The 25,460-nt window shown below is 45.8% G+C and carries 22 protein-coding genes and 1 riboswitch; of the genes, 17 read left to right on the top strand and 5 right to left on the bottom strand.

Annotation, left to right across the window (positions count from 1 at the left end; all coding sequences use genetic code 11):
- The first annotated feature begins 151 nt into the window (after window positions 1-151).
- The 16 genes from DXA93_RS08750 to DXA93_RS08675 all read left to right on the top strand — a co-directional run bounded on the left by DXA93_RS08750 (window position 152) and on the right by DXA93_RS08675 (window position 18,830).
- Window positions 152-2,314, top strand: coding sequence for a PTS transporter subunit IIABC (locus DXA93_RS08750; RefSeq protein WP_119208091.1), 2,163 nt, complete (start codon window positions 152-154; stop codon window positions 2,312-2,314).
- 27 nt (window positions 2,315-2,341) lie between these two features.
- Window positions 2,342-3,178 carry a PRD domain-containing protein gene (locus tag DXA93_RS08745; protein ID WP_022461277.1) on the top strand — a complete coding sequence of 279 codons (837 nt, stop codon included), beginning with the start codon at window positions 2,342-2,344 and terminating at the stop codon, window positions 3,176-3,178.
- A gap of 4 nt (window positions 3,179-3,182) precedes the next feature.
- Window positions 3,183-3,440: an HPr family phosphocarrier protein gene (locus DXA93_RS08740; RefSeq protein WP_117801790.1), complete on the top strand. Its 258-nt coding sequence runs from the start codon at window positions 3,183-3,185 to the stop codon at window positions 3,438-3,440.
- 23 nt (window positions 3,441-3,463) lie between these two features.
- A complete protein-coding gene (gene ptsP / locus DXA93_RS08735) occupies window positions 3,464-5,092 on the top strand; it encodes a phosphoenolpyruvate--protein phosphotransferase (protein WP_118720326.1) in 1,629 nt (542 codons plus the stop codon).
- 418 nt (window positions 5,093-5,510) lie between these two features.
- Entirely contained in the window at window positions 5,511-6,053 is a 543-nt protein-coding gene (locus DXA93_RS08730; protein WP_118601690.1) for a hypothetical protein, read from the top strand.
- Between the two features lie 198 nt (window positions 6,054-6,251).
- Window positions 6,252-6,545, top strand: a complete 294-nt coding sequence (locus DXA93_RS08725) for a hypothetical protein (protein ID WP_330427303.1) — start codon at window positions 6,252-6,254, stop codon at window positions 6,543-6,545.
- A gap of 300 nt (window positions 6,546-6,845) precedes the next feature.
- The gene (locus DXA93_RS08720; RefSeq protein ID WP_118601691.1) at window positions 6,846-9,068 is read left to right on the top strand and encodes a sensor domain-containing diguanylate cyclase; all 2,223 of its coding nucleotides are present in this window, start codon (window positions 6,846-6,848) and stop codon (window positions 9,066-9,068) included.
- A gap of 192 nt (window positions 9,069-9,260) precedes the next feature.
- A riboswitch (SAM riboswitch) is annotated at window positions 9,261-9,373 on the top strand.
- 106 nt (window positions 9,374-9,479) lie between these two features.
- The gene (gene metK / locus DXA93_RS08715) at window positions 9,480-10,667 is read left to right on the top strand and encodes a methionine adenosyltransferase (protein ID WP_117510700.1); all 1,188 of its coding nucleotides are present in this window, start codon (window positions 9,480-9,482) and stop codon (window positions 10,665-10,667) included.
- 175 nt (window positions 10,668-10,842) lie between these two features.
- Window positions 10,843-12,336, top strand: a complete 1,494-nt coding sequence (locus DXA93_RS08710) for a sensor histidine kinase (RefSeq protein WP_117510729.1) — start codon at window positions 10,843-10,845, stop codon at window positions 12,334-12,336.
- Window positions 12,333-13,022, top strand: coding sequence for a response regulator transcription factor (locus DXA93_RS08705; protein WP_022461272.1), 690 nt, complete (start codon window positions 12,333-12,335; stop codon window positions 13,020-13,022). Before DXA93_RS08710 ends, DXA93_RS08705 begins: the two co-directional genes overlap by 4 nt.
- A gap of 27 nt (window positions 13,023-13,049) precedes the next feature.
- Window positions 13,050-13,646 (top strand): guanylate kinase, encoded by a 597-nt coding sequence (locus DXA93_RS08700; protein ID WP_117762178.1) that lies wholly within the window; start codon window positions 13,050-13,052, stop codon window positions 13,644-13,646.
- 54 nt (window positions 13,647-13,700) lie between these two features.
- Window positions 13,701-14,690: a DNA polymerase III subunit delta' gene (holB, locus tag DXA93_RS08695; protein ID WP_117762179.1), complete on the top strand. Its 990-nt coding sequence runs from the start codon at window positions 13,701-13,703 to the stop codon at window positions 14,688-14,690.
- A 4-nt stretch (window positions 14,691-14,694) separates the two neighbouring features.
- Window positions 14,695-15,597, top strand: coding sequence for a PSP1 domain-containing protein (locus DXA93_RS08690; RefSeq protein WP_055226011.1), 903 nt, complete (start codon window positions 14,695-14,697; stop codon window positions 15,595-15,597).
- A gap of 169 nt (window positions 15,598-15,766) precedes the next feature.
- A complete protein-coding gene (locus tag DXA93_RS08685; protein ID WP_055226320.1) occupies window positions 15,767-16,450 on the top strand; it encodes a tRNA1(Val) (adenine(37)-N6)-methyltransferase in 684 nt (227 codons plus the stop codon).
- Between the two features lie 4 nt (window positions 16,451-16,454).
- Window positions 16,455-17,300: a 16S rRNA (cytidine(1402)-2'-O)-methyltransferase gene (rsmI, locus tag DXA93_RS08680; protein WP_055226013.1), complete on the top strand. Its 846-nt coding sequence runs from the start codon at window positions 16,455-16,457 to the stop codon at window positions 17,298-17,300.
- A 162-nt stretch (window positions 17,301-17,462) separates the two neighbouring features.
- Entirely contained in the window at window positions 17,463-18,830 is a 1,368-nt protein-coding gene (locus DXA93_RS08675) for an MATE family efflux transporter (RefSeq protein WP_119208089.1), read from the top strand.
- Between the two features lie 114 nt (window positions 18,831-18,944).
- Here DXA93_RS08675 and DXA93_RS08670 read toward each other — a convergent pair whose 3' ends face one another.
- The 4 genes from DXA93_RS08670 to DXA93_RS08655 all read right to left on the bottom strand — a co-directional run bounded on the left by DXA93_RS08670 (window position 18,945) and on the right by DXA93_RS08655 (window position 22,000).
- The gene (locus tag DXA93_RS08670; protein ID WP_119208101.1) at window positions 18,945-20,189 is read right to left on the bottom strand and encodes an aminopeptidase; all 1,245 of its coding nucleotides are present in this window, start codon (window positions 20,187-20,189) and stop codon (window positions 18,945-18,947) included.
- Between the two features lie 25 nt (window positions 20,190-20,214).
- Window positions 20,215-20,931 (bottom strand): histidine phosphatase family protein, encoded by a 717-nt coding sequence (locus tag DXA93_RS08665; RefSeq protein ID WP_118666953.1) that lies wholly within the window; start codon window positions 20,929-20,931, stop codon window positions 20,215-20,217.
- A 153-nt stretch (window positions 20,932-21,084) separates the two neighbouring features.
- Window positions 21,085-21,279 carry a hypothetical protein gene (locus tag DXA93_RS08660; RefSeq protein WP_119208087.1) on the bottom strand — a complete coding sequence of 65 codons (195 nt, stop codon included), beginning with the start codon at window positions 21,277-21,279 and terminating at the stop codon, window positions 21,085-21,087.
- A gap of 346 nt (window positions 21,280-21,625) precedes the next feature.
- Window positions 21,626-22,000: a hypothetical protein gene (locus tag DXA93_RS08655; RefSeq protein WP_147341994.1), complete on the bottom strand. Its 375-nt coding sequence runs from the start codon at window positions 21,998-22,000 to the stop codon at window positions 21,626-21,628.
- Window positions 22,001-22,351: 351 nt separating this feature from the next.
- On the opposite strand from DXA93_RS08655, the gene DXA93_RS08650 reads away from it, so the two are divergent.
- Window positions 22,352-23,695, top strand: coding sequence for a hypothetical protein (locus tag DXA93_RS08650; protein ID WP_147399537.1), 1,344 nt, complete (start codon window positions 22,352-22,354; stop codon window positions 23,693-23,695).
- Between the two features lie 50 nt (window positions 23,696-23,745).
- Here DXA93_RS08650 and DXA93_RS08645 read toward each other — a convergent pair whose 3' ends face one another.
- A complete protein-coding gene (locus DXA93_RS08645; RefSeq protein ID WP_147397736.1) occupies window positions 23,746-25,374 on the bottom strand; it encodes a hypothetical protein in 1,629 nt (542 codons plus the stop codon).
- Window positions 25,375-25,460: the final 86 nt, after the last annotated feature.

Raw genomic sequence — 25,460 nt, 5'->3', positions numbered from 1 at the left:
GGCATTAACTATACATAACAGGAATTGTTTATGTGGGTTAGTGTCTCTTTTTTGTACTCTGTTTCAGAAAAAGAGTACAGACCGGCTAAAAAGATGCAAAACCGCAGAAACTCTTCTTGTAAAAAGTATAAACTACACAAGGAGTAAAAAAATGAAGGACAAAATTTTTAGTGTTCTGCAGCGAGTGGGAAGAAGCTTTATGCTCCCGATCGCAATTCTTCCGGTAGCCGGACTTTTGCTGGGAATCGGAAGCTCATTTACCAATGCAACCACGATTGAAACGTATGGGCTGACAAGCTTGCTCGGCAACGGCACAATTCTTCATGCGCTGTTGGTGATCATGAACAAAGTAGGAAGTGCGGTGTTTGATAACCTGCCTCTGATTTTTGCGGTAGGTGTTGCAATTGGTATGGCAAAGAAGGAAAAAGAGGTTTCTGCCCTGTCAGCCGTTATTGCATATTTCGTTATGAATACAGCGATTAACGCAATGCTGACTATTACGGGTCAGATTCTGGAAAACGGAGAAATTGCAGAATCCGTTCTGGAAGGAACCATCACTTCTGTCTGCGGTATTCAGTCGCTGCAGATGGGTGTGTTTGGCGGTATTATTGTCGGTCTTGGAGTCGCAGCACTTCATAATCGATTTTACCGGATCCAGCTTCCGAATGCACTTTCTTTCTTTGGCGGTACTCGTTTTGTACCGATTATTTCTACGATCGTCTATATGTTTGTGGGAATTTTAATGTATTTTGTATGGCCGGTTGTACAGAACGGCATTTATGCGCTGGGTGGCCTGGTAACCGGCTCCGGTTATGTCGGAACGCTGATTTTCGGTCTGATTAAACGGGCACTGATTCCATTTGGTCTGCATCACGTATTTTATATGCCGTTCTGGCAGACGGCAGTCGGAGGTACCATGGAAGTGGCAGGACAGATGGTGCAGGGCGGACAGAATATTTTCTTCGCACAGCTTGCGGATTCTGCGAATATCGCACATTTCAGTGCAGATGCAACGAGATATTTCTCCGGAGAATTTATTTTTATGATTTTCGGACTTCCGGGAGCGGCACTTGCCATGTACCATTGTGCGAAACCGGAGAAGAAAAAAGCAGCAGGCGGTCTGCTTCTTTCCGCAGCACTTGCGTGTATGGCAACCGGTATCACAGAACCGCTGGAATTCTCGTTCCTGTTTGTTGCACCGGCGTTGTTTGTCGTGCAGGTTATTCTTGCGGGAACAGCTTATATGATCGCACACATCCTGAATATCGCAGTAGGTCTTACCTTTTCCGGCGGACTTCTGGACTTCTTCCTGTTCGGTATTCTGCAGGGAAATGAAAAGACAAGCTGGATGAGGGTGATTCCGGTCGGCATTCTTTATTTCTTCCTGTATTATTTTATCTTCAAATTCATGATTAAAAAGTTTGATTTTAAGACACCGGGTCGTGAGGATGATGATGTGGAAACCAAGCTTTATACGAAAGCAGATGTAAAAGCAAGAAAAGAGGCGCAGAACGATGGGGTGGCATCGGAAGATGCCATGAGTGAAGCAATCACAAAAGGTCTTGGCGGAAAGAAAAATATTTCGGATGTGGACTGCTGTGCAACAAGACTGCGCTGTACTGTTCATGATGCAGCGAGAGTCAGCGATGGTATTTTAAAGGCGACAGGGGCATCTGGCGTTGTGCATAAAGGAAATGGTGTACAGGTTATTTACGGACCGAATGTAACTGTGATAAAATCAAATTTAGAGGATTATCTGGAAAAAGCTCCGAATACGTATGCGGAAGCAGAAAATACACCAACCCCAAAAGAGGCGGAACCGACGCAGGAAACAAAAGAACAGAAGGTTGTGGATACGATTACTGTCTGCAGCCCGATAAGCGGACTGGCAGCCGACCTTTCTACTGCGCCGGATGAAGCGTTTGCAGAAAAGATGATGGGAGACGGCGCTGTTGTGACACCGGAAGATCCTTATGTGCGTGCTCCGGAGGACGGAGAAGTCGCGTTTGTTTTTGACACAAAACATGCGATTGGATTTGTAACCGATTCCGGGGTCAGCCTTCTGATTCATGTCGGAATTGATACAGTAAAACTGAACGGAGAGGGATTTGAGGCACTGGTAGAAAGCGGTCAGACCGTGAAAAAAGGTGATCCGATGCTGAAACTGGATCTGGAATATCTGAAAACACATGCGCCGTCGGTTACGTCACCGGTTCTTTGCACAGAGCTGGAGGAGAACCAGAGAATCCGTCTTTTGGCAGACGGACCGGTAAAAGCAGGAGATCCTTTATTTGCGATTGAGATTCTCGCGTAAGCTGTGCCTTAAAAACGGGTGAGAAGAATGTACAGGATAGCAAAAACACTGAACCACAATTCATTTATTGGTGTGGAAGAAGAAAATAACCGGGAATATCTGGTCATGGGGAAAGGAATTGCATTTGGGAAAAAAACGGGACAGCGTGTACAGCCGGGAGACGATGCCCGCATTTATTCCTTGACAGAGATGACGGAGCGAGGAAATGCCAGAACCATTGTACAGGGCGTTTCTCCGCTCAGCCTGGAGCTGGCGAGTGCCGTGCTTGACGAGGCAGAAAAGGAATTTGGAAAAATTGACCGTTCCATCGTCTTTCCAATGGCAGATCATCTGGATTTTGCTGTCCGGCGGATTCAGAACGGTGAGCAGATCAGCAATCCGCTCACCGACGATATCCGTGTGATGTTTTACAAAGAGTATAAAGTTGCTTCCTGTATCAGGGAGCTTTTAAAAGAACGGCTTCAGATCGAAATTGATGAACATGAAATCGGCTATCTTGCACTTCATGTTCATTCGGCAATTGTGGAGGAAAATGTTTCACAGGCCATGGAAGTAGCAAGAGCAGTCCGGGAGAGCATTTCTTTGGTGGAGCATATCACCGGGCATACCATCGATGTGATGTCGTTGTCGTATAACCGTATGATGAACCATATCCGCTATATGGTTGCAAGAGCGGTCAGTGGGGAAAAACTGAAAGTAAATATGAATGACTACATGTCCGTAAAGTTTCCGAAAGCCTTTCAGGCGGCGAAACGAATCTGTGAGGAGATGGAAAAGAGGCTGAAACTTCCGATGGAGGAGATCGAAATTGGATATCTCGCTATGCACATAGAACGGATTATGGACAGAGAAGAAGGAGAATAAAAGCATGAAATCATTTGAATATACCATTAAAGATGAACTGGGAATCCACGCAAGACCGGCAGGAATGCTGGTAAAGGAGGCAAAAAATTTTGCATCGGAATGCACCATCACAAAAGATGGAAAAACGAAAAAACTGACTCAGCTGATGATGCTGATGTCACTTGGTGTAAAGCAGGGAGATACCGTAACCGTTGCAGCAAACGGAGAGGACGAAGATGCAGCGATTGAGACGCTGAAAGCGTTTTTCGAAGCAAATCTGTAAAAAGTACGCTCGGAGGATAAAAAATGCAGTATTTTCAGGGGAAATCCGTATATAAAGGAATTGTTATGGGACCGGTTGCGGTTCTGAAGAAAAATGATTACCAGGTTAAAAGAGCCCGGATTGAAGATTCGGAAGCAGAAGTAAAACGTGTGAAAGAAGCCGTGGAGGTTTCGAAAAAACAGCTTGGCAGACTGTATGACAAGGCAGTCCGGGAAGTTGGAGAGGCAAGTGCGGCGATCTTTGAAGTCCATCAGATGATGCTGGAGGATGAGGACTATCTGGAATCAATGGAGAACATGATCCGGACAGAACTGGTAAATGCAGAATATGCAGCGGCAGCAACCGGCGATAATTTTGCAGAGATGTTTGCAGCTATGGATGATGAATATATGAAAGCTCGTTCCGCAGATGTAAAAGATATTTCCGAACGTCTGGTCCGCAATTTAAGCGGCGAGGGAGATAACGACCTGAGTTCTATGGAACCATCTGTTATAGTGGCAGACGATTTAAGTCCGAGTGAAACTGTACAGATGGACAAAGAAAAAATACTTGCGTTTGTGACTGTGCATGGATCTACCAATTCTCATACTGCGATTCTTGCGCGAATGATGAATATTCCGGCATTAATCGGCGTCCCGATGGATTTAAACGGTCTGAAAACAGGCATGACGGCCGTTGTAGACGGTTTTTCAGGTCAGGTTATCTTTGAGCCGGAGGAGGATGTGCGGAAGGAAACCGAAAAAAGAATGCAGGAAGAAGCAGAAAAACAGAAGCTTCTTGAGGAGTTAAAAGGAAAAGAAAATATTACGCCGGATGGCCGTAAGATCAACATCTATGCAAATATCGGCAGTGTTGGTGACCTTGGCTATGTGATGGAAAATGATGCCGGTGGAATTGGACTTTTCCGAAGCGAATTCCTCTATCTTGGAAGAAATGATTTCCCAACGGAGGAAGAACAGTTTCAGGCATATAAACAGGCCGTGCAGACCATGGCAGGCAAAAAAGTGATTATCCGTACGCTGGATATCGGGGCAGATAAGCAGGTAGAATACTTTAATCTTGGAAAAGAAGAAAATCCGGCGCTTGGGTACCGTGCAATCCGGATTTGTCTGAAACAGCCGGAAATTTTTAAAGCGCAGCTTCGCGCATTGTTCCGCGCAGCCGTTTACGGAAACCTTTCTGTCATGTATCCGATGATCACATCAACAGAAGAGGTAGAAAAAATCTACGCAATTGTTGCAGAGGTAGAGGAAGAGCTGAAAGCACAGGAAGTGCAGTATAAAATTCCGGAGCAGGGCATTATGATCGAGACACCGGCAGCCGTGATGATCAGCGACCGTCTGGCGGAAATGGTGGATTTCTTCAGCATCGGAACGAATGACCTGACGCAGTATACCCTGGCGATTGATCGTCAGAATGAACAGCTGGATGATTTCTACAATCCACACCATGAAGCCGTTCTTCGGATGATTCGCATGGTGGTGGAAAATGCACACAAATGCGGAAAATGGGCAGGAATCTGCGGGGAGCTCGGTGCAGATCTGACATTGACGGAGCAGTTTGTACGAATGGGAGTGGATGAGCTTTCTGTTGCTCCGTCCATGATTTTGAAGCTGCGGAAGATTGTCCGCGAGATGAAAGCAGAAGAGTAGAAGAAAAGATACAGCAGATAAGAAAAGAAACCATAGAGCGGATTTTCGGTACAGCTAAAGAACAGCATGGATTTTGATATACGCAGTATGTAGGAACAGCATGGATGGAAGTCAACTACCCATGACCTTTAGGTCGTGGGTAGTTGACTGGAAACACCATTATTTCCTTGATTACCTTACCTATACGAGTGAGTATATGAAAAATTACACATTTTAAAAAATTTAATTTTCAGCAAGTTAAATAAAATTTTCGGAACTTTATTGTGAAACGCTATATATTGTAAAAAAATAACAGGCATGTTACAATAGTTTCAAGAAAATAACAAAAATTTAAAATAATAGAGGTGTTTCCCATGAACTAATTTAGAAATGATAAGTTGAAGCAAAGATTTAGGATAGATAATAAGGAGGCACTATTATGAAAATAAGACATGCCACAGCTTTATTACCATTGATTCTTTTGGTTGGTTGCGCATTAAATGGAGAAAATCAAATCAGAAAACTAGATTTGAAAGGACTTTGTACAAAAGAACAGATTTTTCAGTATGAAGATTTTAGTTGGGGAATGGATACAGAAGAAACTTTTAATCAAAGTTCTTTAAAATTTGATGAGAAAGATTTGGGACAGACCCAAGATAGCGCAAAAACATATACAAGTGAAGAGGAACTTTCTCTTGACAATGCAAAAGCGAACATGAATCTGGAATTTTCCAATGATCAATTAAATCAAGTGTCATTTACTTTCTATCTTGAGAAAGATGCGAAAGAATGGATTCAAAAAGAAGTCGATGAACTGAATTCTTTATATGGAGACGTAGAGACAACTGGATTAGATAACCAGACTTACCAGTGGAGTGGGGAACAGAATACCGTTCTACAAATGGTGGTTTTTTCAAAAAATGATGAAAAGGCTACTGTTATTTTGAGTGTAGCATCATTTGAATATTCCATTGGATCATAGTGTAAGTTTCCCTCCCTAGGAGCCTGTGAAAAAAAGCATAAATTTAATTTCTTAAAAGAGTTGTATACGAATGTAGAATGATGTATAGTATTTGCGAGAGGCACCTTCTTTCGTAAATGTTGCAATGTTTGTTTAGGCACTTTCATTATACAACACGAACGATTTAAGGTGTCTTTCTTTTTATACAAAATCACGAACTTGCTCACTTATAGTACAAAAGATAAACCGATCATCTTCGCATTCCACGGATATCCGACTCTGATCCACGAGCTGACCTATGAGCGTCACAACCACAACATGTCCGTTCACGGCTATCAGGAGGAGGGTACCATTACAACTCCATTCGATATGCGTGTACAGAACAAGATTGACCGTTTCAAGGGTGCTCACCTGATCCAGAAGATGAACGACAAACTCATCGAGCACAAACAGTACATCGCTGAGTACGGTCAAGACCTCGAAGAGATCCGCAACTGGGGGTGGCATAAATAAGATCTGCTGATCTTTCCATGACCTTGAAATCTTTCATAACAAAAATAAGGAGGCGTTTCTGCAATCCGAAAGGAGAGCGGGGACGCCTTCTTTTTTGCACTTTTTGTCAGAAATGCTCAAATTTATAATGTTTTATTTTAATAAAAAATAAAATTTATACAAATAATTGTAATGAAATAAGGAAAATTTTAAGAAAGTATGGTATAGTATGAGTACTAATGAAAATTTTTGCGCATTCCCGGGACGGAAGAAGGGAAGGAAAAAGAGATTTGAAAAAATGGAAGAGAAAAGGGCTATGAGATGAAGAAAAGCAGATTTACAGACCGGACAAAATGGAAGATCATCATCGTTCTGATGGTTGGAATGGTCGTTGTGGCACTGTTTCTGCAGGCAGGGATTCTGATGTACGTCAACAGTAAAAATTTGGACAAGACGTCACAGATGCTGCTGGATCAGTCGATCAGCATTATTGAGAAAAATCAGAAGAATGAGATAGATCTGATCAGGTCGATGAAGGAAGATTATGTTATCCGTGCGCGGGCAGTGTCGTACATTCTGGAGTCGAGGCTGGAAGCGGAAAATGATACGGAGGAGCTGCAGAAAATCGCGTCGCTGATGTCGATTGACGAAATTTATCTGTTTGATGCGACGGGAAAAATTTACAGCGGAACAAAACCGGAGTACTATGGATACAGCTTTGACTCCGGCGAGCAGATGGAGTACTTTAAGCCGATGCTGGAGAATAAGGGTCTTACGATGTGCCAGGATATCACGCCGAACACCTCGGAGGGAAGGAGCATGATGTATGCGATCACCTGGAACAGCACAGGAGATAAGATGATTCAGGTCGGAATCGAACCAGTGCGGCTTCTGGCGGAGATCAAACAGAATGATGTATCGACCGTAGTGAGCAATATGCCGATGTATCAGGGCATGAATCTTTACGTGGCAGATCTCGATACCCATGAAATCCTGGGTGCAACGGATGAGAATACGATCGGAAAGAAGCTGGAAGCCATCGGTATGCCGCGGGCGTACCTCGGCGGAACAAAGATGGTGAGCGGAATTGTAAAAATCCACGGAGAGAAATACAACTGCGTTTTTGAACCGTTGGGAGAATACCTGGTTGGTGTTACCTTTGCGGTATCTGCGGATAATGAGAGCAACCTGATTGCGATTCTGATGGTTGCGCTGTATCTGTGCATTGCGTGTGCAATCCTGCTGTATCTGGTTTCGCGGGTTCTGAAAGCAAACCGGGAGAAAAAAGAGCAGTACGGTATTCTGGCGTCGATGGCAGAGATTTATTATCGGATGTATCTGGTAAATCTGGAACAGGATTCCGTCATTGCCTATTCCGACCAGACGGAGGAACAGGAGACCGGAAAGATTTACCGGAATGCGGATCAGAGAATGCATGAGATTATGGCGGAGACCGTCATTGAGGCGTACCAGGAGCAGGCGGATCAGTTCGTAGATCTGCACACGGTTGCGGAGCGCATGAAGGGAAAGAAAATTATCTCCGGAGAGTTTGTAGGAAAGGATTTTGGCTGGTTCCGTGCATCGTTTGTTACGATCCGGGCAGACATCAATGAGAAGCCGGTGAAGGCAATTTTCACGATTCAGAGCATTGAAAATGAGAAGAAGAAAGAAGAGATGCTTATCGAGACATCGAATACGGATGAACTGACGGGATGTCTGAACCGCAGAGCATATGAGAAGGATATCCGCGGGCTGCGGCCATCGACGGAGTTTGTCTATGTTTCCATGGATGTCAACGGACTGAAAATTGTGAACGACAGTCTTGGCCATGCGGCGGGAGATGAACTGCTGCGCGGGGCATCGTACTGCATCCGGAAGTCGTTTGATGACTATGGAAAGGTTTACCGGATCGGCGGCGATGAGTTTGTCGCGATTCTCTTTATAAATTCACAGTGGATGCAGGAAATCCGTCACGAGTTTGTGGAAACGGTGGAGTCCTGGAAGGGTGAGCGGATCGATTCCATGACGATTTCGTACGGTATTGTCTCAAGCCGTGAGAAAGAGTGGGAGTCCGTACACGAGATAGCGCATGCAGCGGATATCCGCATGTATGAGAAAAAGGCGATGTATTACAGCCGGAACGGCGTGGACCGGAGAGGACAGCCGGCCGCGTATATTGCGCTCTGCAAGCTGTATCCGAAGGTGCTGAAAATCAATCTGAACAAGGACAGCTACCGGATCCTGAGCTGGGAACCGCCGAAGACGGAGGACGGAGCACCGACGAGTCTGTCATCCTGGCTGGAGCATCTGTCTGCGGCTGACCGGATTGTACCGGAGGACAAAGACGAGTATCTTGCAAAAACAGATCTCGATGCGATCCGCCGGCGGTTTGATGAAACCAAGGCTGCGCAGACAATCACATATCACTGCGAGCAGGATGGAAAAGCGCGGACGGTGACGATTGAAATTGTGCCGACGGATGAATACACGCCGGAAAACAGGACGGGATTCCTTTACATTAAAGAACACGAAAAAGAAACATGATTTTTTGCTGCCCCGGGGCTTCGGAAATCCGCCAGAAGCTCCGGGGCAGTGTATTTTCCGGGATTTTGGCGGTTTGAGTCCGACACTTCTAAGAAAATGTCTCAATTCCTTTCATTTCCTCTTGACGAATGACGTATTTTGCGATAGTGTATCAGAGGAACAAAAAACAAAATCAAAAATTCAGTTGCTTTTCTCTTATTCAGAGTGGTGGAGATACATAGGATCTGTGAAACCACGGCAACCCCCAGACAGAATGGTCTGTACGGGAAGGTGCCAGCCTGAGCGAAATTTTCGAACAATAAGGGGATTTGAACATTACTATTCAGGTCCGCTTCGCTTGCGGATCTTTTTTATTGTTCAGAGATCTTATAGAAGATCAAAAGAGAAGAGAAGAAAAAAAGGAGAACGAGAATGGAAAAAAGACTGTTTACTTCTGAGTCTGTAACCGAAGGACATCCGGACAAAATCTGTGATGCCATTTCTGACGCGATTCTGGATGCGCTGCTTGAGCAGGATCCGATGAGCCGTGTAGCTTGCGAAACCTGTACTACAACAGGATACGTTATGGTAATGGGTGAGATTACATCCAACGCACACATTGATTTCCAGCAGGTTGTACGTGATACCGTTCGCGAAATCGGCTACGACCGTGCAAAATACGGATTTGACGCAGATACCTGCGCTGTTGTAACTGCAATTGACAAACAGTCCACCGATATCGCTATGGGTGTAGACAAAGCGCTCGAAGCAAAAGAGAACAATATGAGCGATGAGGAGATCGATGCCATTGGAGCAGGAGATCAGGGAATGATGTTCGGATTCGCAACCAACGAGACCGAAGAGTACATGCCATACCCGATCTACATGGCACACAAACTGGCTCGCCAGCTGACCAAAGTCCGCAAAGACGGTACTTTAAGTTACCTGCGTCCGGACGGAAAAACACAGGTAACCGTAGAGTACGATGAGAACGGCAAACCGTTCCGTCTTGATGCGGTTGTTCTTTCCACTCAGCATGATCCGGAAGTATCCCAGGAGCAGATTCATGAGGATATCAAAAAATACGTATTCGACGAAATCATTCCGGCAGACATGGTAGATGAGCACACCAAGTTCTTCATCAACCCGACCGGCCGTTTTGTAATCGGCGGACCTCATGGAGATTCCGGCCTCACCGGACGTAAGATCATCGTAGACACCTACGGCGGATACGCTCGTCACGGCGGCGGAGCTTTCTCCGGAAAAGACTGTACAAAGGTAGACCGTTCTGCAGCTTATGCAGCACGTTACGTAGCAAAGAATATCGTAGCAGCAGGTCTTGCCGACAAATGCGAGGTCCAGCTTTCCTACGCAATCGGTGTCGCTCATCCGACCTCTATCATGATCGACAGCTACGGCACAGGAAAACTCTCCGACAACAAACTGACCGATATCGTTCGCGAGAACTTTGATCTTCGCCCGGCCGGAATCATCAAAATGCTGGATCTGCGCCGTCCGATCTACAAACAGACTTCCGCTTACGGCCACTTCGGAAGAAACGATCTGGATCTGCCGTGGGAGAAACTGGACAAAGTAGAAGACCTGAAGAAATACCTCTAATTTCAGGCTTTTCTGTTTATAGAAAGTTTAGAAAGATTCATCTAAGTTAATGAAAAATCCTCAGGCGTTGTGCTATAATAAATTTAGACTGCGTACTGGGGATTTTTTGTGCGCAAAAGTACGAAATATGTGTTGGAAAACAGGTGGATCTTATATGGAAAAAAAGAAGAAAAGCATGAAATTAAGGACGAGAGTAATCATTTCTTTTTTCATCATCATACTGGTTCCGATCGTGATGTGTGCCTTGACGTTTTACTTTTTTGTAGGGTATAAAGCAAAGATTATCGGTGAAAAATACGGTCTTGCGAACGCAACATACCGGACGATTTCGAACAACACCCTGCTGCTGAATGCGATGACATCAGAAGAGTACGACGAAGTAGAGGATACCGCGAAATCGGATACGGCAAAGCTGGAAGAAACGAATTATCTCTCTGTTCTGAATGCAAGACTGCAGAAAAAACAGTCGTTTATCGCGGTGCGCGAGGATGGTGTTATCATTTACAATGGCTCGGAGGAGCTGTCGTCGGAGGAGCTGGAAAATGAGCTGCCGAAATACGGTGACCCGGGGGCCAATTTGAAGGGCGGCGTTTATTTCCGCAATGAAAAACAGTGGATGGTCAAACAGGTGGACTATGAGAACTCGGACGGAAAAGAATGCAGTGCGTTTATCGTCACCAAGACAGACCAGATTGCGCCGCAGATTACGGGCATGGTAAAAGAGCTAGGCATCGTGATTGTGCTGATTCTGGTGCTCACCAGTCTGGGCCTGAGCTTCTGGATTTACCGCGGTGTGATCGGACCACTCGAGCAGCTGAAAAAGGCGACACAGAATATCAAAGACGGAAATCTGGATTTCACTGTTGAACCGTGCGGCGTGGCGGAGATTAATGACCTCTGCGAGGACTTTGAGGAGATGCGTATCCGGCTGAAAGAGACGGCGGAGGAAAAAGTCGAGTTTGACAAAGAGAATAAAGAGCTGATCAGCAACATTTCGCATGATCTGAAAACACCGATTACCGCGGTCAAGGGTTATGTCGAGGGAATCATGGACGGTGTGGCAAATACGCCGGAGAAGATGGACCGCTACATCCGCACCATTTACAACAAAGCGAATGAGATGGACCGTCTGATCAATGAGCTGACGTTTTATTCCAAGATTGACACGAACCGCATTCCGTATACGTTTTCGAAGATTCACATTGCGGATTATTTTGATGACTGCGTGGAGGAACTGAATCTGGAGCTTGACGCGCAGCATGTGGATCTGACATACTTTAATTATCTCGAGGACGACCCGATCGTCATCGCGGATGCGGAGCAGATCAAGCGTGTCATCAATAACATTGTAAGCAATTCCATCAAATATATGGACAAGAGCCATAAGGTCATCAACATCCGTCTGCGTGATGTCGGAGATTTTGTGCAGGTGGAGATTGAGGACAACGGAAAGGGAATTGCGACGAAGGATCTGACGAAGATTTTCGATCGCTTTTATCGTACCGACGCGTCCCGCAACAGCACGAGAGGCGGCAGCGGAATTGGTCTTTCCATCGTGAAGAAGATTCTTGAAGACCACGGCGGAAAAGTGTGGGCCACCAGCAAAGAAGGCGTGGGAACCACGATGTACTTTGTATTAAGAAAATATCAGGAGGTACCTGTTTCATGAGTAAAATACTGATTGTTGAGGATGAGGAATCCATTGCAGATCTGGAGAAAGATTATCTCGAGCTTTCGGGCTTTGAGGTGGAGATTGAAAACCAGGGAGACACCGGTCTTGTACGGGCGGTCAAGGAGGATTTCGATCTGCTGATCCTGGATCTGATGCTGCCGGAGGTGGATGGCTTTGAGATCTGCCGTGAGGTGCGTGAGAAGAAAGATATTCCGATTATCATGGTTTCGGCAAAGAAGGATGATATCGACAAAATCCGCGGACTCGGCCTTGGTGCGGATGATTATATGACGAAGCCATTTTCTCCGAGTGAGCTGGTTGCGCGCGTGAAAGCGCATCTGGCACGGTACGACCGTCTGGTCGGAAACGGCAAGAAAGAGAATGATGTTGTGGAGATCCGCGGCATCAAGATTGACAAGACGGCACGCCGTGTGTGGGTGAACGGAGAGGAGAAGCAGTTTACAACGAAAGAGTTCGATCTGCTGACCTTCCTTGCGGAGAATCCGAACCGCGTTTTCACGAAAGAAGAGCTGTTCCGTGAGATCTGGGATATGGAGTCCATCGGAGATATTGCGACGGTTACGGTGCATATCAAGAAGATTCGTGAAAAAATAGAGTTTAATACGGCAAAGCCGCAGTATATCGAGACGATCTGGGGCGTTGGATATCGGTTTAAGGCATAAAGAATCTGTGTTTCGGGGAGAGATAAAATGGGAAAAATTTACTATCTGATGGGAAAAAGTGCGTCAGGGAAAGATCATATTTATGAGAATCTGATCCAGGAGACGGCGCTGGATTTAAAACCGTTTGTCCTGTATACAACACGGCCGATCCGGAGCGGGGAGCAGGACGGAAGAGAGTATTTCTTTGTGGATGAAAAACGGCTTTCGGAACTGCGGGAGGCCGGAAAGATTATCGAGGAGCGCATGTATTCGACGGTGCAGGGGCCGTGGTATTATTTTACGGCGGATGACGGGCAGATTGATCTTGCGAAGCATGATTATCTCGGAATCGGGACACTGGAATCGTATCTGAAATTAAAGGCATACTTCGGGGAGCAGGCGATGGTTCCGCTGTATGTCGAGGTGGACGACGGGCTGCGGCTTTCGCGGGCACTGGAACGGGAAAGAAAACAGACAGAGCCGAAATACGCGGAGATGTGCCGGAGATTCCTGGCGGACTGTGAGGATTTTACGGAGGAGAAAATTGCGGAAGCTGGAATTGTCCGCAGATTTTCCAATAATTCTACGCCGGAAGACTGTTTTTTCGAAATTCAGAATTTTGTGGAACAACAGAAAAAGTTGTGATATACTTAATGCAGTATTAGTAAGAAATACAAAAGAACTCCAGGGGGTGATTTTATGCAGGGTTTTCAGAAGGTTGTAGGACATCAGGAAATCATAACGCATTTACAGAATGCCATTTCGATGAATAAAGTATCTCATGCTTATCTTTTTGGCGGAGAGAGTGGATCGGGAAAGAAAATGATGGCTTCACTGTTTGCGATGACGCTTCAGTGCGAGAAGCACGGGGTCGAGCCCTGTATGGAATGCCCGTCCTGTAAAAAGGCACAGAGCCAGAATCATCCGGATATCATTTATGTGAAGCATGAAAAGCCGAACACCATCAGCATCGATGAAATCCGCGGGCAGCTCATTAACGATGTGATGATCAAGCCGTACAGCAGTCCGTACAAGATTTATATCATCGACGAGGCGCAGAAGCTGACACTTCAGGCGCAGAACGCGCTGCTGAAGACGATCGAGGAGCCGCCGGCCTACGCAGTTGTCATGCTTCTGGCAGACAACCCGGATGCGCTGCTTCCGACGATTTCGTCACGCTGCGTGCAGTTAAATTTAAAACCAGTGGGAGACCAGCTTGTGAAAGATTATCTGATGAACGAAATGCATGTGCCGGATTACCAGGCAGAGGTTGATGCGTCCCTGGCGCAGGGAAATATCGGAAAAGCAGAGCGGATTGCCCGTTCTCCGGAATACGAGGAGACGCTGGAAAATGCACTCCGCATGGCAAAGTACGCCGACAGTATGCCGCTGTATGAAATCGTGGAGACGATCAAAAAACTGACGGCCGAAAAAGACAATATTGATGATTATTTCGATATCTTTTCTTTATGGTTCCGCGATGTTCTGCTCTTTAAGGCGACAAAAGAGGTCGATTCCCTTGTGTTCAAGCAGGAGCTGAATGGAATCCGTGAGAGAGCAAATAAGAGCTCATACGAAGGCCTGGAGAAGATTATAGAGGCGATTCAGAAGGCGAGAGCCCGCCTGAACGCGAATGTTAATTTTGATTTAACCATGGAGCTTATGTTCCTGACAATGAAGGAAAACTGATAACATGATAACAATTATAGGAGTACGTTTTCGAAACGTAGGAAAAGTATATTATTTCTCGCCGAGAGAGCTGGACATCTGCGTGGGCGACCACGTTATCGTTGAGACGGCGCGCGGCGTAGAGTATGGTTTCGTTGTGCTGGGGCCAAAAGAAGTTGACGATTCCAAGGTGATCCAGCCGTTGAAAGAAGTCATCCGCATTGCAACGCCGAAGGATGATGCGCGGGAGGAGAGCAACCGCAAGAAAGAAAAAGAAGCGTTTGAAATCTGCCAGAAGAAGATCCGGGCGCACAACCTGGAGATGAAGCTGATCGATGCAGAGTATACGTTTGACAATAACAAGATGCTGTTTTACTTTACCGCCGACGGAAGAATTGATTTCCGTGAGCTGGTAAAGGATCTGGCGGCTGTCTTTAAGACGAGAATCGAGCTTCGCCAGATCGGTGTCCGCGATGAGACAAAGATCCTCGGCGGAATCGGCATCTGCGGCAGACCGCTTTGCTGCCATACGTATCTGTCCGAGTTTGCACCGGTTTCGATCAAGATGGCAAAAGAGCAGAACCTGTCCCTGAACCCGACGAAGATTTCGGGTGTCTGCGGACGACTGATGTGTTGCCTGAAAAACGAGCAGGAAACCTATGAATACCTGAACCGCAAGCTGCCGGGTGTCGGCGATATCGTAACGCTGCCGGACGGCATGAAAGGTGAGGTTTCCGGTGTGAATGTGCTTCGTCAGCTCGTAAAAGTGCTGGTGGATGTGAACGATGAGAAGGAAATGCGGGAGTGCCCGGTGGAAGAGCTCAAGTTCAAGCCGAAGCATAAGAAGGAAAAAGGCAAAGAGAAGAAAAAAGACAGAAACAGCTCCGGGGAGCAGGCTTCTTCGGAAGAGGCAAAACAGCCGGAATAAGATTGATTTGGAATGCATTTTGAAAAAAGTAAGCGCCGGGTAAAACTGACGCTTCTTTTTGTGTGATGCGGCGCTGGGCGGTCAGCAGGAGGAGGGATTTTCATTGGATAGAAAAGAAGAATTTTTGAAGCCGGGTGAGCGGCTCGATGATCTGCAGAACGGTTACTGGATGATACAAAATCCATCCCTTTTCTGCTATGGCATTGACGCGGTGCTGCTGGCGTCCTACGCGAAGGTGAAGCGCGGGGAGCGGGCGATGGATTTCTGCACGGGATCGGGAATTGTGCCGATTCTGCTGAAGGCGAAGACAAACGGAGAGCATTTTTCCGGGCTGGAAATTCAGGAGTACAGTGCCGAGATGGCACAGCGGAGTGTGCGGTACAATCATCTGGAAAATGATGTTGAGATTTTCCAGGGAGATGTGAAGACGGCATCGCAGCAGTTTGGAAAAGAAGTGTTTGATGTGGTAACGTGCAATCCGCCGTACATGACGGGGCAGCACGGGCTGACGAATGCGCTTGAGGCGAAGACGATTGCGCGGCATGAGGTGCTGTGCTCGTTTGATGATATTGCGAAAGAGGCATCGGCGGTTTTAAAGACGAAAGGACGGTTCTATCTGGTGCACCGGCCGTTCCGGCTGGCGGAGATTTTTTCGACGCTGAAAAAATATCATCTGGAACCAAAAAGGATGCAGCTCGTTTATCCGTTTGTGGACAAGGAGCCGAACATGGTGCTGATCGAGGCGATGAAAGGCGGGAATCCGAGAATTACCGTGGAGAAACCGCTGATTGTGTATGAGACGCCGGGCGTGTATACAAAGGACATCCGGGAATTATATGGAGACGGGAGATAAGAACATGGCAGGAAAATTATATTTGTGTGCAACACCAATTGGAAATCTGGAGGACATGACCTTCCGTGCAATCCGCATTCTGCAGGAGGTCGATCTGATCGCGGCGGAGGATACGAGAAACAGCATTAAGCTGCTGAACCATTTTGAGATTCATACGCCGATGACGAGTTACCATGAATACAACAAATACGACAAGGGCCGCGAGCTGGTGCAGAAGCTGCTGGCGGGAACGAACATTGCCCTTATCACCGATGCCGGAACACCGGGAATCTCAGACCCGGGGGAGGAGCTGGTGAAAATGGCATACGAAGCCGGAATCGAAGTGACGAGTCTGCCGGGGGCGTGTGCGTGTGTAACGGCACTGACGCTGTCGGGACTTTCGACGAGAAGATTTGTGTTTGAAGCGTTTCTTCCGCCGGATAAAAAAGAACATAAACTGGCGCTGGAGCGGCTGAAAAACGAGACACGAACCATGATCGTGTACGAGGCGCCGCATCATCTGCTGAAAACGCTGCGGGAACTGCTGGAAATCCTTGGCAACCGCCGCCTGACACTGTGTCGGGAACTGACGAAAAAGCATGAGACAGCATGGCAGACCACAATAGAAGATGCCATTACCCGCTACGAGCAGGAAGATCCGAAGGGCGAATGCGTTCTTGTGATCGAAGGCAGAAGCCAGAAAGAAATCGAGGACGAGGCGAAGGCTGCGTTTGAGGAAATTTCGATTGAGGAACATATGAAACGGTATGAAGACCAGGGAATTGCGCGGAAAGAAGCCATGAAACTCGTCGCAAAAGACCGCGGGGTGACGAAGAGAGATATTTATCAGTATTTACTGGGAAAAGAATAACGACACGCTCTAAGAGAAGGAAAGAGAGGAAGAAGTATGAAAATCTGTAAAATTTTGTGTTATTGTATTTGTTTTACAGATTTGGAGATATTCCTTGTCCGGTAGCTACTCCCGTCTGTTATAATAGGAATAATGAAGTATTTTTGAGGGAGGAAATTTTTTATGTCACAGTCACAAACCCAGCGGAGTTCCCGGGTTGATCTGCTTCACGGCTCGATTCTGAAATCTCTGCTTCTTTTTGCACTTCCGATCATGGCATCCCGTGTATTTCAGCAGATTTACAACACGATGGACACACTGATTGTCGGCCATACACTCGGCGATTCGTCGATTGCAGCTATGGGTGCCTGCTCGTCGATCTATGAAATGATGACCGGATTTACGTTCGGCGTCGGAAACGGGCTCGCGATCGTCACGGCGCGATGCTTTGGAAGACAGGAGACGGAACGGATGAAAAAATCCGTTGCATCCTGTATCGTTATTGGTATTACCGTTACACTGGTGGTCACCGTTCTTGCAACGATTTTCATGCATCCGCTGTTGCGGCTGCTGAAAACACCGGCAGAAATCCTCGAAGAATCCTACAGCTACATTTCAATTCTATCCGTTTTTCTGTTTGTCATGTTTGCCTACAACCTGTGCTCCGGCCTGTTGGGAGCAATCGGAAACAGCTTTATGCCGCTTGTTTTCCTGATTATTTCATCGTTGGTAAACATTGTACTGGATTTGCTGTTTATCCGTTCTTTCGGCATGGGTGTTCGCGGTGCTGCAATTGCAACCGTGATTGCGCAGGGAATTTCCGTCGTGCTCTGCCTGATTTATATTGTTACCAAAGCAAAAATTCTGCTTCCGGAAAAACGTCATTTTGAACCGGATCGCGGACTGTACATGGAGCTTCTGGCACAGGGATTTTCGATGGGATTTATGAGCAGTATTATCTATGTCGGTTCGATTGTCCTGCAGCCGGGCATCAACAGCCTTGGCTATGAAACAATTGCGGGACATACAGCTGCGAGAAAGCTGTTTTCCTTCTCGATGATGCCGCTTTCCTCGATGGCACAGGCAGTCAACACGTATGTGGCACAGAACCGCGGCGCGGACAACAGGGAGCGCGTGCGGAAAGGCATTCGCTATGCTTATATTTTCTGCTTCAGCGTGACCGCATGCCTGATTCTCCTTGTCACTCCGCTTGCACCGACGATGGTTCATCTGATTTCCGGATCTTCCGACCCGACCGTCCTCGGAAACGGAGCCCGCTACCTTCGTGTAGCCATTCCGTTCTTCTTTGCGCTCGGCCTCGTCAACTGCAGCCGCCTTGCACTGCAGGCACTCGGAGAAAAGATTCTTCCGCTGCTGTCGAGTTTTATTGAGCTTTTCGGAAAAATTATTTTTGCGATGGTGTTTATCCCGCGCTACCACTACAGTGCCGTGATCTGGTGCGAACCGATCATCTGGTGCTTCATGGCAGCAGAACTTGTGATTTCGCTGTATCGAAATCCTTATATGAGAAAAGGGAAGTCTGGAAACTGATTTTTTTCAAAAACAGAACCCGGGGCAGTCTACAAAAAACGGTAGATTGCCCCGGGTCTGTTTTTTTGACTAAATAAAGGAAGTCCCCTGCTTCTATTGCGAAAAACAGCAGATTTACTCTGCCCAGGTACCATTTACAAAAATATCGGTTTCGCTTCCATCTTCGTGGATACCTACGATGTGCAGGTCATCCGATCCAACCATAAAGTCAACGTGGATTAGAGAATCATTCACACCTTTTTCCAGAATTTCCTCGTTGCTCATCTCCAGAAATCCATCGAGCACCTCAGGGAAACCGGCGCCAGCGGCAACGTGGCAGCATGCGTTTTCATCGAAAAGGGTATTAAAGAACATCAGCCCGGACTGGTTAATCGGAGATTCTTTCGGAACGAGTGCAACCTCGCCGAGCATTGAAGCACCGTCGTCCATGGCGAACATTTTTTTCAAAACCTCTTCGCCCTGCTCTGCGTGGCAGTCAACGACTTTTCCATCCTTGAAATCGACGGTAAAGTTGTTGATGATCTGTCCCGACCAGCTTAAAGGTTTTGTGGAAACGAGACGGCCTTCACATTTTCCTCTCATCGGGCTGGTGAAGACTTCTTCGGTCGGCATGTTTGGAACGTAGAAGGTGTTGTTCATATGGTTGATATCACCGGCGCCGCTCCATTTTGCGCCCGGAATCAGCTCAACGGTGAAATCCGTACCGTTTTTGCTGGTGTAATGCAGCTTGTGGAATGCCTGCTCATTCAGCCAGCTGGCTTTCTGGGTCATGAGGTCGCAGTGTGCCTGCCAGATCCTTTCTGCATCTTCGCCGTCTTTTAAGTAAACACAGTCGAAAATAGCATCCCACAGTTTTTCAACAGCAATATCCTCCGGCTCGCCCGGGAATACTTTTTCTGCCCATTTTGGAGAAGCGGCGGCAACGATCAGCCACTGATGCTTTCCATCGAGCTGGTCACGGTATTTTTTAATGACCTTTCCACGCATCTGACGAACGGTGGAGAGCAGGTCCGCAGGAATGCCGGCGAGCTCGTCCGGATCGGAGGAGTCGATGAAAATGCGAACCGGCAGATCAACCGTCATCTGTTTGAAACGCTCTTCTTCCCAGTGCGGAACCGCGCCAAGCGTTTCTGCGGTGGCATACTGATAATGCATTTTGTTGATCTCACCGCATTCCCAGATCACTTCCACATAGCTTGCGCCCGCCTGATAGCACTCCTCTGTCACCATCTGGGTAAGCAGAACCTGATCGACGCCGGCCTGGAGGCGGACACGCTGTCCTTTCTGTACATTTGCGCCGATTTTTACGATCAGCTTTGCATATTCTCTTAATTTTGCCTGAAATTTTGCTTCATTCATGATAAAAGACTCCTTTTTGTGATTTTTAAAACTGAAATGGATCATTAAAGGCTCCATAGTACGAAACCGGTTCGCCCGCGGAAAGCAGATGATGGACATCGCCGACGGTCTGGCAGCGGAAGTATACTTCACCCGGCTTGCGTTCCTCGCTTCCGACGATTGTGACGGAAGTCGGTGCCAGGAACATGCCCTGCCAGAGCTGTACCGGCGTCATATTCAGCAGATGCGACAGTGCCACACAGGTGACGCCGAGATGGCAGAAGCAGACGATGACGGCTTCGCGGTTTGTTTCATCCGAAGCGTGATAGCGGTAACCGTCGCGTACATAGCCGTAGCGCGCAAGCAGTGCATCGAGTCCGTCGGTCACAAAATGGTAATTCTCGTCCATGTTTCCGGTCTGCATAATCGGATTTTTCGTCCAGAGATCCTGGTCATAGAGATCCCGGTTTGCATCGAGCACATCCGGCAGAAAATCCCATGGAATCCGGCGTTTTCCAGTCTCCGGGTCCAGGACGGGTGCATCAAATTCCCGCAGCCATGGGAGAATTTCAGCTTCACGGCCCGCATTTTTCAGCGTAAAAGAAGCCGTATCTTTCGCACGGCCAAGCGGAGAACAGTAAAAATCGGTGACATTCCATTTTGCTGTGCGTTTCGAAAGCAGCTCGGCCTCGCGCCAGCCTTTTTCGGTCAGAGAATCAATTTCATAATTTGGTTCGCCGTGGCGGATAAAAATAATTTTCATAACGTTCCTTTCTTCGTATGTCGAAAAAATGGTGGATTTCGACATAGAAAAGTAAAATTTCGTCCCGAAAGATCTGTGCCGGAGCATAAAAGAATTCAGAACTAAGAGCATTTCATTCAGTATATCATAAATAGTCAGATTTGTGTGAATTTCTTATCGGCCTCTCCCCCAGTTCAGCTCCCCGTTGGTAAACTCAGCCCAGTTGTACTGCGCCATGTATTCGCCATGGTACTGGTTGATCGCGGAAAGTTTTCCCCCGCACCAGTCAAAATAGTCACAGGAGACTTCTTCCGGGCAGATCCGCAGGCTTCCTCTGGCGGACGCAACGAGCGTTTCACAATGATACACTTTTAACGAATAAAAATTCGTGAAGCGGAAGCTCCCTTTTTGATACGCTGCATCTTGAGAGAGTAGCTAGTAGCAGTCCTGTAGGTAGGTGCAAACAGGAGAAAAATATGCTATAGTAAAAACAGCGTAAGGGGAAACAAAAAGTAATGCAGCAAGAGGAAAGAGGATGATAAACTGTCGGTCATCATGGCCTGTCTGAACGCTCAAAAAGAAACCCATGATGTATTTCTTCAGATGATGAAGACACTATTTGGTGTTGAAATGCCGGAGAATGAATTTTTGAAATTGATGCATACGTAAAAAAACAGGCACGATTCCCGAAAAAGGTGATTCGTGCCTGCTTTTTTTACTTTTCTACTTCTTCATACTGGTTGCCTTCCGGGTCACGCAGGTTATCATCTACATAAATTTTTCTTCCTTTGGTATCCAGTCTTTCTTTGTAGTCCATAGAGAAGGCACCCAGTGAAGCGGCCAGAAAGCTAAAAACAATCGTCGCTTTAGAAAGGTTCTGTAAAAATTTGAGGGCGCCATAAATAATCAGATTTTTGTAATACTCCAGCCGCAGTCCTTTTTCAACACCCCGTGCAGTGAGGCGGCAGATAAGCAGAACAACGGCCAGCATAAATGCACCGATAACCAGAAGAAAAATTCCGGCTTCATGATATTTTCCAGGTAAATAGCAGGCACCGATTACGATCATGATCGGGGCAATTAAGGACATAGTAAAAACCATTTCGGCACGAAAGGTAAAAAATCGATACATCAAAAAGATTAAGATTAGGATAGCGATGAAAAGCATATTAGTTTTCTCCTTCGTAATGTTATAAATGATATAAAGCTTTTTTGCAGAAAAAGCAGATGAATTTGTGTGAAAAAATTTTTGCGTATTTTGGCTTTTTCCTGTATAATTAGATCAATGTCGACAGGAAAACAGCATTCTGCCCAAGCCATCGGATATTTGCTGTTGTCCGGAAAGGAACTTTGATACTACATGAGCGATTTTTCACAAAGGCTTGAAAAGGAAATAAAAAATACAGGAAAAACTTTATATTATCTGTCTGAGGCCAGTGGTATGCAGCTGGATTACATTTCTAAAATGAGTAAAGGAAAACGTATTCCAAAAGAAGAAGAGCGCCTGACCTGTCTTCTTGATGCGATGGAATGCACCGGAAATACAAGAGCAGATCTCCTGTTCCTTTATCGCCAGGAAAAAATGGGAAAGAGCCAGTGGCAATGTATGGAAGAACTGATCCGTATTATCCAGCAGGATGTGGTTGAATTTCCTCAAGTCTCTGTTTCTCCAAGTGTTTCAGAAATTCCGGATACGGATATGACGCTGGACAATATCTTTGCAATTTATGCGTGTATTCGAAAAGCAATGATAAATGCTTCCGATTCCACGATTTGCTTATGTACTCCGGAAATTTCACTGGAACATTTACGATATCTTGTTCAGATTATTCATGAAGTGCCCTATCGCAGATTAGAGCATCTTTTTCCTTTGCTGCAGAATCAGACAACGGAAAATACACTGGATAACCTTCGGAAAATATGCAGTCTGAAACCGGCGATGAACTATGAAAACTACAAACCATTTTATTATTACGTTTCTTCTGCTGAGTCCGAGGCGAAAAAAGCAGGCTTACTTCCCAACTGGCTGATCACAGACCATATTGCAATTGGAATCAATTTTCATACGGCGAAAGGAATTATTCTCAGAGATGCGCAACAAATACAATTACTGAAGAATTCCTTTATTCAGGAAAGAAAAATAGCAAAGGAAATGTTGTTTTGCTCTGATTTAAATGCTTATGTAAAAGATGTCAATGTTATGATGAATGAAGGTTATGTAACGCATAACTATTATATTGAATATTCACCATGTCTTCTGCATCTGATTCCGTTAAATGTACTGAAACAGCAGATCATCCTGGATGGAGTGGAAAAAGAACAGCTCTTATCTTCTCTCTTTCAGCGGATCCGGCACATGGAAACGGAAAGTATGGTACATATTTTCTGCATATCTGGCTTACGACAATTAATGGAGCAGGGACGCATTGCAGGCTATCCGGATATGCTTTATAAGCCTCTTGATCCTGCGATGCGCCTGTGGCTGTTGAAAAGTTATTATCAATATATGCTGCACACACCTCATTCCTGCATTTGTGTAAAAGAAAATTTCGTCCAGCTGCCGAAACATATCTCCATTGTATGTAGCTCTAATGTTCATAATGGAATTGCATTTTGGAACAATACAAGTCATGGATTGCAATATTACATTTTAAAAGAATCCGGCTTCTCACAAAAACTATATGAATTTTGCCAGTTTCTGGAGAATGGAAACATGGCATGGTCACAGGAGGAGACGCTGGATATTATTCGAAACATGATTGTGGAATATGGAGGCACCTTATAAACCGCGCTTCCAGGAAAATAAAGGATTCTTTCGGGACAGCTTTTCTCCTGCTATCTCTGGAAGAGCCGGGAGAAAAGCCCCTTCTTTTTTGCCGGGCGGGATGCAGCAGGTACATTTTGATTGATATATTGCTGAAACATGTTTTTTGAATCCTGAATGAGACCATTTAATTGCGCATTCTGACCAGCAGAAAACAGATCACACAATACAACTCCTTTTTGGGCATAGTACAATGCATTTTCCTTTCGCTCCAGTCTCATATTTGCAATTTGGAGCGTTTGATAGATAGGGATTTGATAGACCGGCATTTCTTCCGGAAGCAAAAGATCGCTGTAATGATACAGAAGTAATGAGATTTCTTCCGCTGCTTCCTGGATCTGCTCGGGATTTATATGTTCTTCCTGTACATTCTGAAGATACATAGATCCACATCCGATACAAATGCGGATGAATGCTTTGGACACAGTTTCTCTGATTTGTGGATTTAGAATTTCTGCATTCCATATATATTCGATACTTTCTGCCAGACGCCAGCTCTTCTCGGCCAATTCGGTGCATTTGTGTCCCTGTATTTTTTCTGCTGTTACGACGGAAATGCATGCCAGCATACATTTCAGTTCATTCATCAATAAAATTTCAGCAGTTTTTTCTTTTGGGATTTTTAACTGCATTTCCTGTTCCAGCTTTTCTTGCTGGTGTTCTGTAAAATCCTGTAATTCTTTGATGCTCTCCGGATCGCTGAACTGAGATTCCTCCAAAGTTATTTTGCAGATCATTACCCGGAGCAGATTCTGATAGGTTTCTTTCCAGATTCCCGGTTCTTCTGATTGATTACTGATGGCCATGCATCTTCTGAAAAGATCTGTTTTATCAAAGGCCGACAGATATGGATTGTTGGAAAATTGCAGAATCTGAAAGGCTGTACAATGAAAATTTTCTTTTGCAGCTGCCTGCATCAGGAGCTCGGGATATTTTCGGGCATTCATAGACGCAACAGAAAATTCCTCTGCCTGTTTTTGAGCAGAAAGCAGCATTTTCTTTGGGGCTTTCTGTAGCAAAAATCCATTTTCCGGAAAGAGATTTCCAAAGATATTTTTAAAAATAGCTTGTTGTACTGCTGCTTTCAGTGTCATTGCATGAGAATGCATCTGCGGGCAATCCAGATTTCCGGCGACTGCTGTAATTTCATATTTTTCTTTGAGTGAAAGCAGCGCCGGAACAAGCAGATATTCTGTATCTGTCAGAATTTCCAGACGATGATAGACATCATGGTACGGCGCACCCGCGAGATCTCCCTTGGAAAACAGGAGCTTCGGGAAAAAATTCCAGCAGATACCTTCTAAGGTATGGTCTGTTACCTTTGCCTGCGCCAGCTCATAGATAGAATCATATCCTTCCTGATTGCTTTTTACTGTAACATGGGTATCGGATTGCACAGAATATAATTGACGTTCATAATAATTGGACAGAAAAATTCTGTCGCCCAAGTGATCCCAGGAATACATATAGTCCATATAGGATTCATACACATGATTTCCAAACATACTTGTCGTTGGTCCGACAAACAGAGAGTTCCACGCTTCGTAAGTATCAAGTTTTTGATTAAAAGCATTTACCATTTTTGCCTGTTCTTCTTTTGTATATTTGGAAATTTCCGTTCGTTCATTTGTCTTTTGCACAGAAGTTCCGCCTTTGCGGCGTCCGTGCTCAACCAGGAGAAGAAAGATGATTTCTTCTTTTTCCAGAAATTCTATTTCAAAAGAAA

It is taken from the genome of Blautia sp. OF09-25XD, assembly GCF_003482095.1.
Lineage (GTDB): Bacteria > Bacillota > Clostridia > Lachnospirales > Lachnospiraceae > Fusicatenibacter > Fusicatenibacter saccharivorans.
This window is presented reverse-complemented; position numbering and strand designations above follow the sequence as displayed.

Coding starts and splice junctions, on each gene's coding strand:
- holB (WP_117762179.1), top strand. CDS start 13,701: ATGCAGGGTTTTCAGAAGGTTGTAGGACATCAGGAAATCATAACGCAT.
- DXA93_RS08700 (WP_117762178.1), top strand. CDS start 13,050: ATGGGAAAAATTTACTATCTGATGGGAAAAAGTGCGTCAGGGAAAGAT.
- DXA93_RS08720 (WP_118601691.1), top strand. CDS start 6,846: ATGAAGAAAAGCAGATTTACAGACCGGACAAAATGGAAGATCATCATC.
- DXA93_RS08750 (WP_119208091.1), top strand. CDS start 152: ATGAAGGACAAAATTTTTAGTGTTCTGCAGCGAGTGGGAAGAAGCTTT.
- DXA93_RS08745 (WP_022461277.1), top strand. CDS start 2,342: ATGTACAGGATAGCAAAAACACTGAACCACAATTCATTTATTGGTGTG.
- DXA93_RS08675 (WP_119208089.1), top strand. CDS start 17,463: ATGTCACAGTCACAAACCCAGCGGAGTTCCCGGGTTGATCTGCTTCAC.
- DXA93_RS08685 (WP_055226320.1), top strand. CDS start 15,767: ATGATACAAAATCCATCCCTTTTCTGCTATGGCATTGACGCGGTGCTG.
- DXA93_RS08740 (WP_117801790.1), top strand. CDS start 3,183: ATGAAATCATTTGAATATACCATTAAAGATGAACTGGGAATCCACGCA.
- DXA93_RS08710 (WP_117510729.1), top strand. CDS start 10,843: ATGAAATTAAGGACGAGAGTAATCATTTCTTTTTTCATCATCATACTG.
- rsmI (WP_055226013.1), top strand. CDS start 16,455: ATGGCAGGAAAATTATATTTGTGTGCAACACCAATTGGAAATCTGGAG.
- metK (WP_117510700.1), top strand. CDS start 9,480: ATGGAAAAAAGACTGTTTACTTCTGAGTCTGTAACCGAAGGACATCCG.
- DXA93_RS08670 (WP_119208101.1), bottom strand. CDS start 20,189: ATGAATGAAGCAAAATTTCAGGCAAAATTAAGAGAATATGCAAAGCTG.
- ptsP (WP_118720326.1), top strand. CDS start 3,464: ATGCAGTATTTTCAGGGGAAATCCGTATATAAAGGAATTGTTATGGGA.
- DXA93_RS08705 (WP_022461272.1), top strand. CDS start 12,333: ATGAGTAAAATACTGATTGTTGAGGATGAGGAATCCATTGCAGATCTG.
- DXA93_RS08665 (WP_118666953.1), bottom strand. CDS start 20,931: ATGAAAATTATTTTTATCCGCCACGGCGAACCAAATTATGAAATTGAT.
- DXA93_RS08730 (WP_118601690.1), top strand. CDS start 5,511: ATGAAAATAAGACATGCCACAGCTTTATTACCATTGATTCTTTTGGTT.
- DXA93_RS08655 (WP_147341994.1), bottom strand. CDS start 22,000: ATGTCCTTAATTGCCCCGATCATGATCGTAATCGGTGCCTGCTATTTA.
- DXA93_RS08650 (WP_147399537.1), top strand. CDS start 22,352: ATGCAGCTGGATTACATTTCTAAAATGAGTAAAGGAAAACGTATTCCA.
- DXA93_RS08690 (WP_055226011.1), top strand. CDS start 14,695: ATGATAACAATTATAGGAGTACGTTTTCGAAACGTAGGAAAAGTATAT.